The organism is Nocardioides sp. WS12 (assembly GCF_014108865.1).
In the GTDB taxonomy this organism is placed as follows: domain Bacteria; phylum Actinomycetota; class Actinomycetes; order Propionibacteriales; family Nocardioidaceae; genus Nocardioides.
The window spans coordinates 2968342-2981127 of the sequence record NZ_CP053928.1 but is presented as its reverse complement, the minus strand read 5'-3'; the positions used below and the strand labels follow the sequence as shown (position 1 = coordinate 2981127).

The following is a 12786-nucleotide window of genomic DNA, read 5'->3' as shown; positions in this document are numbered from 1 at the left end:
CCCCGCGCGCCAGCGAGCCTTGAAGCATGAGCAAACGACCTTCGGTGGCCATCGTCGGCAGCGGCTTCAGCGGCTTGGCCACGGCCATCGGCCTCAAGCAAGCCGGCTACACCGACTTCACGATCTTCGAACGCACCACGGGCGTGGGCGGGGTGTGGCGGCACAACACCTATCCCGGTGCCGCTTGCGACGTGGCCTCATCCCTCTACTCCTTCTCGTTCGAGCCGAACCCGCGCTGGTCGCGGCCCTTCGCGCCACAGCCGGAGATCCAGGCTTACCTCGAGCACTGTGTCGAGAAGTACGGCCTGGCCGAACACCTGCGCTTCGAGACCGAGATCGCAAGCGCGGTCTTTGACGAGGAGTCGGGCTCGTGGTGCCTGACCGACACCGACGGCGCCACCTACGACGCGGACGTGTTCGTGCCGGCGTGTGGCCAGCTGACACGCCCGTCGGTGCCTGACCTGCCAGGGCTGGAGAGCTTCGCCGGCACCGCGTTCCACTCGGCGGAGTGGGACCACGACGTCGACCTGACCGGCAAGCGGGTGGCCGTGATCGGCAGCGGCGCCAGCGCCGTACAACTGGTGCCCGAGGTCGCCAAGGTGGCCGGCCAACTGACCGTCTTCCAGCGCAGCGCGGAGTACCTCATTCCCAAGCCCGACTACGGGCACCTGGCCGCCGAGCACTGGGCCTACCGCAGGATCCCGGGCGTGCTGAAGGCTTTCCGCGGCGCCTGGTGGGCCATCGGCGAGGCCGTGAATCCGGCCCTCGTCGGCAACTGGAGCAACCGGGCGCGCGAGGCCTACCTGGCGCCCGTCCTGCTGGCGACCAAGGCGCAGCTGCGACTCCAGGTCAAGGACCCGGAGCTGCGCCGGAGGCTGACCCCCGACTACACGATCGGCTGCAAACGCATCCTGCTGTCGTCGAGCTACTACCCCGCCGTCGCGAAGGACCACGTGGACGTCGTCCGCGATGGCATCACCGAAGTCACGCCCGGGGGCATCGTCACTGCCGACGGTGTCAAGCACGAGGTCGACGTGATCATCTTCGCGACCGGCTTCCAGGCAAAGAACTTCGTGACGCCGATGACCGTGTCAGGGCTGGGCGGCGTCGACCTGAACGCCCAGTGGGCCGACGGCCCGGCGGCGTACCTGGGGATGGCGATCAGCTCGTTCCCCAACATGTTCCTGATGTACGGCCCCAACACCAACTTCGGTGGTGGCTCCATCGTCTACGTCCTGGAGAGCCAGGCCCGCTACATCGTCGACGCGGTCCACAAGCTCGACCGCACCGGTGCCACCTACCTCGACGTCAGGCCCGAGGTGTACGACGCCTTCAGCCAGGAGGTGCAGGGACGGCTGTCGAACTCGGTGTGGGCCAAGGGTGGCTGCACGAGCTGGTACGTCAACAGCCAGGGCCGCGTCACCAACAACTGGCCCGGTCTCATGAGCGAGTACCGCCGACGCACCAAGCACGTCGCACTCACCGACTACACCGTGGTCGGCCAGTCCCGGAACACGAACCAGAAGGAAGCATCATGAAGCGCATTGCGATCACCGGCGGCGCCCAGGGCATCGGCGCTGCGACCGCCCGCGAGTTCGCCGCCAAGGGACACTCAGTCGTCATCGGCGACATCGACGCCAAACTGGTCGCCGAGACCGCAGGCGCGATCGCGTCGGACACCGGCGCGACGGTGGTCGGACTGCCGCTGGACGTGACCGACGCGGCGGCCTTCGCCACCTTCCTCGACAAGGTGGAGGCCGAGCTGGGCGGCCTGGACGTCCTCGTCAACAACGCTGGAATCATGCCGACCGGGCCGTTCCTCGACGAGACCGACGGCGTCTCCGACCGGCAGATCGACATCAACGTGCGCGCAGTCGTCGTTGGTTCCAAACTGGCTGGACGCCGCTTCGCAGAGCGCGGGCATGGCCAGATCGTGAACGTGGCTTCCGCGGCAGGGCTCGTTGCAGCACCGGGGGTGGCGGTCTACTGCGCCACCAAGTTTGCCGTCGTCGGGCTCGGTGACGCGCTCGACCAGGAGCTCTCTCCGCTGGGCGTGACGGTGACGACGATCTGCCCGGGCTACGTCAACACCCAGTTGATCGCTGGAGTCAAGCAGCCGTGGCTGGTCCGCAAGATCGCCTTCGTGGAGCCCGAGGCCATCTCGAACGCGATCGTGTCATCCGTTGAGAAGAACCACGGCGGCCTGCGCTTGGTGCCGTTCCGCGCCAACGCGATGGTGGCCCCGATGCGACTGCTCCCGGCCGCTGTCCGGCATCTCGTCGCGCACGCCACCGGTGTCCACGACGCAGGGATCAACACCGACGAGTCCGCTCGCCAGGCCTACCGTGACCGCACCGAGCACCTCGACCTCGCCACTACGCGGAGCCGACAGACGGCGACGAAGAAGCAGTCGACGAAATGAGCACCCCCACCGCGAGCCGGTCCAGGTCGAAGCTCCGCGTCGACGTACGCGACGTTGTCGCCGAGCTTCGCGCCGCCCAACCTGCCTGGGAGGAGCTGGGGGTCGAGGGCCGCGTCAGGATCGTGCAGCGCTACCGCGACTGGCTGCTCGACCACGCCGACGAGTTGTCGACTCTCGTGCAGCAGGACACCGGTAAGCCGGCCGCAGAAGCACCCCTGGAGACGATGCTCGCCGTCGACATGGCGAACTACTACACCGCCAACGCCCCACGATTCCTCGCCCCCGGGCGCCCGCGGCCCCACGGGCTGCTCACGGCGACGAAGGCGCTGGAGGTCGAGTACAAGCCCTACCCCGTGGTCGGCGTGATCTCCCCGTGGAACTACCCGCTCGCGCTGTCCCTCTTCGACGCCATCCCCGCGCTCCTGGCCGGCGCGACCGTGTTGGTGAAGCCGTCCGAGGTCACCGAGTCCGCAGTGGAAGCGGCGGTGGCCGGCTGGTCCGCGATCGGCGCACCACCGGTGTTCCGTGTCGTCCTGGGTGCTGGGGACGTGGGGAGTGCCGTTGTCGACGAGGTCGACTTCGTCCAGTTCACGGGTTCCGAGCGCACCGGCAGGATCGTGGCGCAGCAGGCGGCAGGCAGGCTGGTCCCGTTCAGTCTCGAACTGGGCGGCAAGGATCCGGCCATCGTCCTTGCCGATGCGGACCTCGACCACGCAGCCGCAGGCATCGCCTTCGGCGCCCTGTCCAACACGGGACAGATGTGCACGTCGGTCGAAAGGGTGTACGTCGAGGACTCCGTTCACGACGCCTTCGTCGACAAGTTGGTCGCCGTCGTCGAGAGCCTGCGTCAGAACGCGGAACCGGGCTTCGACACCGAACTCGGCCCGATGATCGTGCCGGCACAGGCCGACATCGTCGAGCAGCACGTCCAGGACGCGCTGACCAAGGGAGCGCGCCTGCGCAGCGGGGGCAAGCGGGTGCTCGACGGACGCTTCTTCCAACCCACCGTACTCACCCACGTCGACCACACCATGGACGTGATGACCGACGAGACCTTCGGGCCGGTCATACCGGTGATGCGCGTCCGGGACGCCGACGAAGCGGTCCGGCTCGCCAATGACTCGCGCTACGGTCTGTCAGCCAGCGTGTGGACTGCCGACAAGGGCCGCGGCAAGGACCTCGCCCGTCGGCTCGAAGTCGGCGCGATCGACGTCAACGACGTCCAGGCCCACCTCGCCTGCTTCCCGGTCCCCCAGGCCGGGTGGAAGAACTCCGGTATCGGCGCGCGCCTGGGTGGTGAGTACGCCGTCTTCAAGTACTGCCGACCGCGAGCCGTGGTCAGCAACCGCGTCGAACTCTCCCTGATCCAGGCGATGGCGTGGTACCCGTACTCGGCCACCAAGTCGCGGGCCGTCGCGGCGATCTTCCAGGCAGTCGCTGGCCGTGACATCCGCCGGAAGCTGCAGGGCGTCTCGCGCGTCCTGCCGCGGCGGGGCCACACCGACCAGTGACGACGTTCTACGACCGGACGGGCAGCGGCCCGCCCGTCGTCCTGGTCCACGGCATTCGACGTAAACCGTCGCGCACCGAACTCAGTGACCGGCGACCGTCATCTCCCACAACGAGTAGTTTCCGTAGCCGGAGCCGCGGTACGTCATCTGCACCATGATGAAGCGGGTGCTGACGTCGGCGAGCGGGATGAAGTCATTTCCGCCGTCACCGGACCCGGTGGAGTAGATCGTCCGCCATGCGGTCCCGTCCCACACCTGGACCGAGTAGTCGTTGGCGTAGGCCTTCTCCCAACCCAGTTGCACGCCCGTGACCGTCTTCGTTGCACCGAGGTCCACGTAGATCCAGTTCAGGGCCTGGTAGGGAGCGCTGGACCAGCGCGTGCCATGGCTCCCGTCGACCGCCTTGCTGCCGACGTACGACGACGACTGGTTGCTGGAGGTGGTGACCGGCTTGTTCAGTGACAAGTTCGTGTCGCCGACCAGTCCGATGGCGTAGTCGCGCAGCGGCGGTTCCGCCGGAACCCAGGCTGCATCGAAGAGCGCGTCAATCACGTCACCGATCAGGTCGAGATAGGAGGTCTTCGCGGCTGCGTCGATGCCGGGGAAGAAGGTCCTGGAGCAGGCTGTACCGGAGACGCGCGACCAACTGGCTGGCCCCGTGTGCGTCAACGCGTCCATCGTGAGTTCGTACGCGACGTTGTCGCCGAGCATGTCGAGGTGGGAGACGTAGCGGCCAGGGCAGAGGTTTCCGACGACGAAGTTGGTGGCGCCGTTCAGCTTCGTCGCGGCCCCACCCGGCACGATGAGGTCGGTGTTGCCAGCGCCGACCGTGGTCACCGAGGTGGACACCGACAGTGGCGAGCGGGTCAGGGCCCTGGTCCAGTTCGAACCGGGCACGATGTCCCAGGCAAGCGCGGGGCAGGAGTGGGTGAAGTCGCAGACGCGCCCGAGATCGGATCCATTCACGGGAGCGTCGAGGAGCACGGCGTCGTCGACGTAGTCGGCGAGGTCCGGCCAGTACTTCAGCCCCCACGCCGGCAGCAGGCCGCCCTGGCTGTGACCGACCAGGGAGATCTTGCGCCCGGCGGTCGTGTGCACGGAACGGATCGCGTTGACGACGTACTCGACCGTGGTCTGCATGTCGCCGGTTCCGCCGTTCGGCAGGGACACCGTGCAGACGGGGTAGCCCTGCTCGCGCAACACCTTCTGGTAACCCCAGCTCCAGGACTGCAGCGGGCTCTCGATCGTGCCCGTGATGAGCAGGATCGGCGTCTTCGTCGCGGTCGCGACGTCCGAGGAGCAGTTCAACGCCGACTGGAGGGTGGCGGTCGGCGTCACCAGGGCAGGCCCCGGCAGCGGAGTGGTCTCGGCGGCGACAGCCGGGGCCGCCGTCATCATCGGAAGCGCGGCCAGCAGGGCAAGTGCTCGACGTCGGATCGTCGTACTCATGGGGGCGGGGTCCTCTCCAGACGCGCGGCGTGGCACATCCACCCGCCTGCACAGGGTCGCCTCGCGAGACGTCCCTCCGACAGGTGGGAAGCGGCCGGAATGTTGTGCGATTCGGCCAACTGCTTGTGCACGATTGCGCGGTGGCCCTAGCGTCTGTGACCTGTGAGGCATTGGGAGCTGCCCCGCGCAGCCACTGGCGTACGCCACATGGTCGCGGCCGGGCTGGAGCACGGGATCGATCCGGTCGAGGTACTGGCCGGCACCGACCTGGTGGCCGCCGATCTCGAGCGTCCCGCAGCCCTCGTGGCGACCTGGATGGAAGCCAGGGTCGCCGGCAACCTCGCCGGGTCCGTGGCCGATCCAGCAACAGTGGGCCTGCGCCTGGGCAGCCGCCTCCACCTCTCGACGTACGGCGTCGCAGGGCTCGCGCTGCTCTCGAGCCCGTCCCTCCAGGCCGCGATGCAGTTTGCGAAGACCTACGCTCCGCTGATGCCCGCGCTGTGCCAGATACGTCAGTCGCTGCGCTCAGGTGGCGCCACCGTCGAGGTTGATGGCAGCCGTCTCATGGACGAGGGTCGCCCCCTGCTCCTGGCTCGCGACCTCAGCGCCACGCTCCTCGCCGTCCGTGAGGTGATCGGGAGCCGCCTGTGCGTCACGTCGTTGGACCTCTCCATCGACACCACAGGTCCGGAGGTCTGGCAATCGACGTTCGGGATTGCCCCTCGGCTCGGGGCCTCCCGAACGGCTTACACCTTCGCCTGCCCATGGTCTGCCGACCCACTCCCCCAGTCCGACACCCACGTCTGGGAGTCGGCCACGGCAGAGTGCCGCGAGCTCGTCTCGGCGCGCCGGGCCAGCAGCACGGTCGCGAACCGGGTGCTCGATCGGCTCTGGAGCGCCGCTCCTGACCTGCCCGGCATTCGAGAACTCGCGACGGCGCTGCTCACCACGGAGCGGACGCTGCGCCGCAGGTTGGCCGAGGAGGGCACGACCTTTCGCACGCTGAGCGACCACGTCCGGTTCAGCATCGCGATCGACCTGCTGGAGGCGGGCGGAGCCAGCGTCCAACAGGTCGCTGGCCACCTCAGGTACGGCGACACGTCAGCATTCACCCACGCCTTCCGAAGGTGGGCGGGCGTCAGTCCCCGAGCCTTCAGGCGCGCGCAGGGTTGAGGGTGGCCGGCCACCAGGACCCGTAAGTGAATAGCCACGTGGTTCACAAGTTCCCCGTATTGCGCTCTGCGGGACCTCATGCCTATCGTATGTGAATCATCACTTACATCGTTAGGAGCGAGCGCATGGCTTCTCCACGCATCGCCGGAGTCGGGATGGTGCCGTTCAGCACCCCCAGCAAGAGCCAGTCGTACGACGTCATGGGCGAGGCCGCGGCGCGCGCCGCCCTCGCTGACGCCGGCATTGACTACCACCTCGTCCAGCAGGCCTACGTCGGCTATGTGTACGGCGACTCGACCTGCGGCCAGGCGGCTCTCTATGGCTTGGGCCAGACCGGCATCCCGATCGTCAACGTGAACAACAACTGCTCGACCGGGTCTTCGGCACTGTTCCTGGCTCGCCAGGCCGTCGAGAGCGGGATGGCTGACTGCGTCCTCGCTCTCGGCTTCGAGCAGATGCAGCGCGGCGCTCTCGGCAGCGCCTGGAGCGACCGACCGACGCCGTTCGATCGGTTCGACGAGGTCCGTGACCGAATCCAGGGCGTCAGCGAGGCACCGATGGCTGCCCAGTACTTCGGCGGCGCCGGAGCGGCCTACGCCGAGAAGTACGGCCTGGCCCACGACACGTTCGCCAAGATCGCGGTGAAGGCCCGCAAGCACGCCGCCAACAACCCGTACGCCGTCTTCCGCGACGCGATCACCGTCGAGGAAGTGCTCGCTTCCCCGCAGATCTACGGCCCCCTCACCCGGCTCCAGTGCTGCCCGCCCACGGGCGGAGCAGCGGCAGCGGTGATCTGCTCCCCCGAGTTCGCCGCCCGGCATGGACTCACGGCCGACGTCGCCATCAAGGCGCAGGCGATGACCACCGACTTCGCGTCGACCTTCGACACCACGGACATGACCCGGGTCATCGGATACGACATGGCGCAAGCAGCCGCTGACCAGGTCTACGCGCAGGCCGGCGTCGGGCCCGAGGACATCCGGGTCGTCGAACTGCACGACTGCTTCACCACCAACGAGCTGCTGACCTACGAATCGCTACGGCTCACCCCGGAAGGCACGGCCGAGAAGTTCATCGCCGAAGGGGACAACACCTACGGCGGCCGCGTGGTCACCAACCCGTCCGGCGGGCTCCTGTCCAAGGGCCACCCCCTCGGAGCGACTGGCCTCGCCCAGTGCGCCGAGCTTGTCTGGCAGCTCCGCGGCCGGGCAGAGGCGCGCCAGGTCGACGGCGTCAACCTCGCCCTGCAGCACAACCTCGGTCTCGGCGGCGCCTGCGTCGTGACCCTCTACGAGAAGGTGGGCTGACAGATGGCTCTCGACACCTCAGTCATCGGCACCGAGATGCCGCCGATCAGCGCAACGATGGAGCGCGGCCGGCTGCGCGCCTTCGCCAAGGCCACCGGCCAGAGCGACCCGACGTACGTCGACCTCGACGCCGCAACCGCCGCTGGCCACCGCGACCTCCCGGTCCCGCCGTCCTTCCTCTTCGGCATCGAGCTCGAGGCACCCGACCCGTTCGAGTGGCTTGCCAAGCTCGACGTCGACCTGAGGTTCGTGCTCCACGGCGAGCAGCGATTCGAGTACCACCGCATGGCCTACGCCGGCGAGGAGCTCACCGCCACGTCACGGATCGAGGACGTCTACAGCAAGCGCGGCGGCGCTCTCGACTTCATCGTCAAGAAGACGGCAGTGACCGACACCGACGGTGGTCCCGTCGCCGACCTCACGACCGTGATCGTCGTACGCAACCCGGAGGTGACCGCATGACCGCCACCACGCTCGAGGTCGGCACTGAACTGCCGGCTCTGCAGCTCCCGCCGATCTCCCGCACCACGCTGGCGCTCTTCGCCGGTGCATCGGGAGACCACAACCCGATCCACGTCGACCTCGACGTCGCCAGGTCGGCCGGGCTGGACGACGTGTTCGCCCACGGAATGCTGTCGATGGCCTTCCTCGGCCGCGCGCTGACGGGCTGGTTCCCGCAACGGCAGGTCCGGTCCTTCGGCGTCCGCTTCGCCGCGATCACCCCGGTGCACGGTCAGCCGACCTGCACCGGCAAGGTCACCGCCGTCGAGGACGGCCTGGCCACGCTCGAGCTCGGCGTCACTCTCGCCGACGGCACCACCACCCTCGTGGGCGACGCCGTCGTCTCACTCGACTGAAGGACTGACTCATCATGGGAACTCTTGACGGCAAGGTAGCGATCGTCTCCGGCTCCGGCCGCGGCATCGGGCGCGAGATCGCGCTCAAGCTCGCGTCCGAAGGCGCCAGCGTCGTGGTGAACGACCTCGACGCCGAACCCGCGAAGGAGACCATCGCAGCGATCGAAGCAGCGGGCGGCAAGGCCACCAGCTGCATCGGCAGCGTCACCGACGACGACTTCGCCGAGCGCTTCGTCGCGACGGCGGTCGACAACTTCGGCGGCCTCGACATCATCATCAACAACGCCGGCTACACCTGGGACACCGTGATCCAGAAGATGACCGACGAGCAGTGGGACGCCATCCTCGATGTCCACCTCAAGGCTCCGTTCCGGATCCTGCGCGCAGCGCAGCCAGTCATCGCGGCCCAGGTCAAGGCTGCCAAGGAGGCCGGCGAGCCGGTCCCGTGCCGCAAGGTCGTCAACATCTCCTCAGTCGCCGGCCTCGGCGGCAACGCCGGCCAGGCCAACTACGCCGCAGCCAAGGCCGGCATCACCGGTCTCACGAAGACGATGGCCAAGGAGTGGGGCCGCTACAACGTCACGGTCAACACCGTCGCCTTCGGCCTCATCAAGACCCGCCTCACCGACGCTCCCGCGGGCGACGGCACCATCGACGTCCAGGGCAAGGAGATCAAGGTCGGCGTCAACCCGCAGCTGATCGCCGCCATGGAGACGATGATTCCGCTCGGTCGTGGCGGCACGCCGCAGGAAGCGGCCGGCTCGGTCTACCTGCTGTGCACCCCCGAGTCCGACTACGTCTCCGCCCAGACCCTGGTCTGCGGCGGCGGCTTCATGATCTGAGGTCGGTCCCCATGCAGATGACGATGTCGCTCCACCGCGAGGTGCAGCAGTGCCCGGGCCGGCCGTTCACGGTGTACGGCGACCGGGTGCGCACCGTTGCCGAGTCGGTCGACCGGATCGCACGGGTGGCCGGCGCCCTCCAGAGCCTCGGCGTCGCGGAGGGCGACCGCGTCGGCATGCTGGCGCTCAACTCCGACCGGTTCCACGAGTACCTCTTCGCCGTACCGTGGGCCGGTGCCGCGGTGAACCCGGTCAACATCCGGTGGAGTCCCGCCGAGATCGCCTACTCGCTCATCGACTGCGACACCCGCGTGCTGCTCGTCGACGACGCGTTCCTCCCGATGCTTCCGGCCCTGCGTGAGCAGATGCCCGACCTGCAGACCGTCGTCTACTGCGGCGAGGGGTCCGCACCCGAGGGGACCGTCGACTACGAGCAGCTGGTCGCCCGCACCGAGCCGGTCGAGGACGCTCGCCGTTCGGGCGACGATCTGTACGGCGTCTTCTACACCGGTGGGACGACTGGCTTCCCCAAGGGCGTGATGATCAGCCATCGCAACCTGCTCACGTCGGCGTACGCCATCGGCGGATCCGGTCACATCCTCAACGGCGAGCCCCGGCTCTTGACGGCCGCGCCGATGTTCCACCTCGCTGCGATCGGCGCGTGGTCCACCGGCAACCTCCGCCACACGACGAACGTCATCATTCCGATGTTCACGCCCGCGGGCGTCGTCGAGGCCATCGAGCGGCACGAGGTCACGGACATGCTGTTGGTGCCGACCATGATCCAGATGGTCGTGGACGCACCTGAGACGGCGACCGCGAACCTGTCCAGTCTGCGTGGCATCCTCTACGGCGCATCGCCGATCTCGGAGGCGCTGCTTGAGCGCGCCCGCAAGACATTCGTGTCGGCCGGTTTCACCCAGGCCTATGGCATGACCGAACTGGCGCCGCTTGCCTGCATCCTCACCCCCACCGACCACGAGGACCCGACGCTGACTCGCGCAGCAGGTCGGGCCGGATCGTGCGTCGAGGTCAAGATCGTCGACCCGGTCGGGGGCGAGGTTCCGCGCGGTGAGGTGGGCGAGATCGCCGTACGCGGCGACAACGTGATGCAGGGCTACTGGGGCAAGCCGGAAGCGACTGCCGAGGCGATCCGAGACGGCTGGATGCACACCGGCGACGGCGGCCGCATGGACGAGCGCGGCTACGTCTTCATCGTCGACCGGATCAAGGACATGATCATCTCCGGCGGCGAGAACGTGTACTCCGCCGAGGTGGAGAACGCGCTGGCCAAGCACGACGCGGTCGCGTCCTGCGCGGTCATCGGCATCCCCGACGACCAGTGGGGCGAGCGCGTGCACGCGGTCGTCGTCCTCCACCCAGACGTCCCGCTGAATGCCGACGAGCTCACCGACTTCTGCCGGACCCACATCGCCAACTACAAGGTCCCGCGCAGCGTCGCCTTCGTCGATTCGCTCCCGATGTCCGGCGCGGGAAAGATCCTCAAGCGCGAACTGCGCGCCATGCACTGGGGTGAGAACGGACGGCAGGTTAACTAGTCCTCATGAGCACCGCCAGCTACGACGTGCCGGCCCGGGGGACGCGACCGCGCAACCGCCGCCAGATGATCGTCAAGGCGGCGGCGGGGCTCTTCGCCGAGCAAGGCTTCCCGCACGTGTCCATGAGCGACATCGCGGGAGCCGTGGCCGTCGGCCCGTCCGCCCTCTACCGGCACTTTCCCGGGAAGCAGGAGCTGCTGGTCGAGGTCATGGTGACGCGGGTGGCGTCCTTCGCCTCACACGTCGCAGACGCTGCCCGGGACAACGACCCGCTCCGGGCGCTGGCCGAAGCCGCCCTCGAGCACCGAGACTTCGGGGCGCTCTGGGAGCGGGAGTCCCGTCATCTCGATCCATCGGCGCTGAGGGAGATCAACCAGAGCGTCCTCGGTGTCCTCGCGTCCCTGGAAGCAATCCTCAAGACCCAGCAACCGGGGTTGAGCGCGCCGGCCGCGGAGCTGCGCACCTGGACCACGATCGGCGTGCTGATGAGCCCGTCGTTCCACCACATCGAGCTGCCGGGCACTGGTCTCCGCGACCTGCTGGCCGAGATGGCCGGAGCGGCGATACGGACCCCGCCGACGTCTGACCTCGCGACCGGACCTGACCGGGTTGCTCAGGTCGGCGGGCAGTCGCGCCGCGAGCAGTTGCTTGCCTCCGCCATCGCGCTCTTTGCCGAACGGGGCTACCAGAGCGTCGGGATCGAAGACATCGCTGCCGAGGCCGGTCTCACCGGCACCAGCATCTACCGCCACTTCGAGGCCAAGAACGACCTGCTGGTCGCGGCCATGACGCGGGGAGCAGAGTGGCTGCGACTCGACCTCAATCGCGCCTTGTCCCGGGCATCCACGCCAGACTCGGCGCTGAGCGAGCTCGTCGCGTCGTACGCCGGTCTGGTGCTCGACCAACCCGATCTGATCAGCGTGATGCTCAGCGAGACGGGCAACCTGCCCGACGGCGATCTGCGCCGGATCGTCAAGGAGCAGCGCGGCTACATCGGCGAGTGGATCCACCTGATGGCTGACGTACACCCGGATGAGCCCGAGGACATCGCACGAGTTCGCGTCCAGGCCGCGCTTTCGGTGACGACCACCTGTGCCCGCAATGCGCGACTCAGAAAGCTGCCCAGCTTGGCCGCTGAGCTTCAGGCAGCCGGCGCCGCCGTGCTGGGGCTGCCCGCCTGACCCATTGCGCCGGGCAATCTGACAGTCCCGCCCACGGGATCAGCATGCCCACGATCACCAACCGCGCAGCGCTCACTGTGCGCCCATGCGAAATGGATCTCGGTCCATGAACGTGCCATGAGGCGAAGTGAGTCGAAAACCCAAGCAGCCCCCGACCTGTGTTTCCGCAGGTCAGAGGCTACTTTTCGGTCGGGCTGACAGGATTTGAACCTGCGACCCCCTGGCAGACCGCTGGAGAGCGAAACCACTCCCCCAGTTCTTGCTCTGGCATGCGAATTCGTGCTCTGACCTGCACGAACGCGACACACGACTCGAGCGCCATGTCTTCGCTCTTGCGCGGACGTGACCTCAAAAGCCTCGGTGGGATCAGGTTTACGGTACATAAACGTGACACGACTCAAATCACCCGAAGTACCAACGGCTGGGGTGCCCCGCTCTGAACTGCTCGCCTGGTGACCCAAGAGGCGGCGATTGCGAGTTCGTAG

The 12786-nt window shown here is 67.9% G+C and carries 11 protein-coding genes; 10 read left to right on the top strand and 1 reads right to left on the bottom strand.

From position 1 onward, the window contains the following. Nucleotides 1–26 precede the first annotated feature (26 nt). The 3 genes from HRC28_RS14475 to HRC28_RS14465 are packed head-to-tail and all read left to right on the top strand — an operon-like array spanning nucleotide 27 to nucleotide 3933. On the top strand, nucleotides 27–1538 hold the full coding sequence (locus HRC28_RS14475) for an NAD(P)/FAD-dependent oxidoreductase (protein WP_182376197.1): 1512 nt from the start codon (nucleotides 27–29) through the stop codon (nucleotides 1536–1538). Beyond that, nucleotides 1535–2422, top strand: coding sequence for an SDR family oxidoreductase (locus HRC28_RS14470; protein WP_182376196.1), 888 nt, complete (start codon nucleotides 1535–1537; stop codon nucleotides 2420–2422). Before HRC28_RS14475 ends, HRC28_RS14470 begins: the two co-directional genes overlap by 4 nt. Continuing rightward, entirely contained in the window at nucleotides 2419–3933 is a 1515-nt protein-coding gene (locus tag HRC28_RS14465) for an aldehyde dehydrogenase family protein (RefSeq protein ID WP_182376195.1), read from the top strand. Before HRC28_RS14470 ends, HRC28_RS14465 begins: the two co-directional genes overlap by 4 nt. Before the next feature lie 81 nt (nucleotides 3934–4014). On the opposite strand, the gene HRC28_RS14460 is transcribed toward HRC28_RS14465, so the two are convergent. Further along, complete coding sequence (locus tag HRC28_RS14460; RefSeq protein WP_182376194.1) at nucleotides 4015–5382, bottom strand: discoidin domain-containing protein; 1368 nt, start codon at nucleotides 5380–5382, stop codon at nucleotides 4015–4017. A 162-nt stretch (nucleotides 5383–5544) separates the two neighbouring features. On the opposite strand from HRC28_RS14460, the gene HRC28_RS14455 reads away from it, so the two are divergent. From HRC28_RS14455 to HRC28_RS14425, 7 genes are all read left to right on the top strand, one after another. Further along, complete coding sequence (locus HRC28_RS14455) at nucleotides 5545–6555, top strand: AraC family transcriptional regulator (protein WP_182376193.1); 1011 nt, start codon at nucleotides 5545–5547, stop codon at nucleotides 6553–6555. Nucleotides 6556–6680: 125 nt separating this feature from the next. Next, the gene (locus tag HRC28_RS14450; RefSeq protein WP_182376192.1) at nucleotides 6681–7862 is read left to right on the top strand and encodes a lipid-transfer protein; all 1182 of its coding nucleotides are present in this window, start codon (nucleotides 6681–6683) and stop codon (nucleotides 7860–7862) included. 3 nt (nucleotides 7863–7865) lie between these two features. Beyond that, nucleotides 7866–8324 carry a MaoC family dehydratase N-terminal domain-containing protein gene (locus tag HRC28_RS14445; protein ID WP_182376191.1) on the top strand — a complete coding sequence of 153 codons (459 nt, stop codon included), beginning with the start codon at nucleotides 7866–7868 and terminating at the stop codon, nucleotides 8322–8324. Further along, nucleotides 8321–8719 (top strand): MaoC/PaaZ C-terminal domain-containing protein, encoded by a 399-nt coding sequence (locus HRC28_RS14440; protein ID WP_182376190.1) that lies wholly within the window; start codon nucleotides 8321–8323, stop codon nucleotides 8717–8719. The genes HRC28_RS14445 and HRC28_RS14440 overlap by 4 nt, the downstream gene beginning before the upstream one ends. A gap of 14 nt (nucleotides 8720–8733) precedes the next feature. Beyond that, a complete protein-coding gene (locus HRC28_RS14435) occupies nucleotides 8734–9561 on the top strand; it encodes an SDR family oxidoreductase (protein ID WP_182376189.1) in 828 nt (275 codons plus the stop codon). A gap of 11 nt (nucleotides 9562–9572) precedes the next feature. Then, entirely contained in the window at nucleotides 9573–11120 is a 1548-nt protein-coding gene (locus HRC28_RS14430) for a long-chain-fatty-acid--CoA ligase (RefSeq protein ID WP_182376188.1), read from the top strand. A 5-nt stretch (nucleotides 11121–11125) separates the two neighbouring features. Continuing rightward, on the top strand, nucleotides 11126–12301 hold the full coding sequence (locus HRC28_RS14425) for a TetR/AcrR family transcriptional regulator (protein ID WP_182376187.1): 1176 nt from the start codon (nucleotides 11126–11128) through the stop codon (nucleotides 12299–12301). Nucleotides 12302–12786: the final 485 nt, after the last annotated feature.

Bases quoted from the DNA above. Each gene is read 5' to 3' on its own strand.
- HRC28_RS14430 (WP_182376188.1), top strand. From the start codon at position 9,573: ATGCAGATGACGATGTCGCTCCACCGCGAGGTGCAGCAGTGCCCGGGC.
- HRC28_RS14465 (WP_182376195.1), top strand. From the start codon at position 2,419: ATGAGCACCCCCACCGCGAGCCGGTCCAGGTCGAAGCTCCGCGTCGAC.
- HRC28_RS14450 (WP_182376192.1), top strand. From the start codon at position 6,681: ATGGCTTCTCCACGCATCGCCGGAGTCGGGATGGTGCCGTTCAGCACC.
- HRC28_RS14470 (WP_182376196.1), top strand. From the start codon at position 1,535: ATGAAGCGCATTGCGATCACCGGCGGCGCCCAGGGCATCGGCGCTGCG.
- HRC28_RS14425 (WP_182376187.1), top strand. From the start codon at position 11,126: ATGAGCACCGCCAGCTACGACGTGCCGGCCCGGGGGACGCGACCGCGC.
- HRC28_RS14435 (WP_182376189.1), top strand. From the start codon at position 8,734: ATGGGAACTCTTGACGGCAAGGTAGCGATCGTCTCCGGCTCCGGCCGC.
- HRC28_RS14460 (WP_182376194.1), bottom strand. From the start codon at position 5,382: ATGAGTACGACGATCCGACGTCGAGCACTTGCCCTGCTGGCCGCGCTT.
- HRC28_RS14475 (WP_182376197.1), top strand. From the start codon at position 27: ATGAGCAAACGACCTTCGGTGGCCATCGTCGGCAGCGGCTTCAGCGGC.
- HRC28_RS14440 (WP_182376190.1), top strand. From the start codon at position 8,321: ATGACCGCCACCACGCTCGAGGTCGGCACTGAACTGCCGGCTCTGCAG.
- HRC28_RS14445 (WP_182376191.1), top strand. From the start codon at position 7,866: ATGGCTCTCGACACCTCAGTCATCGGCACCGAGATGCCGCCGATCAGC.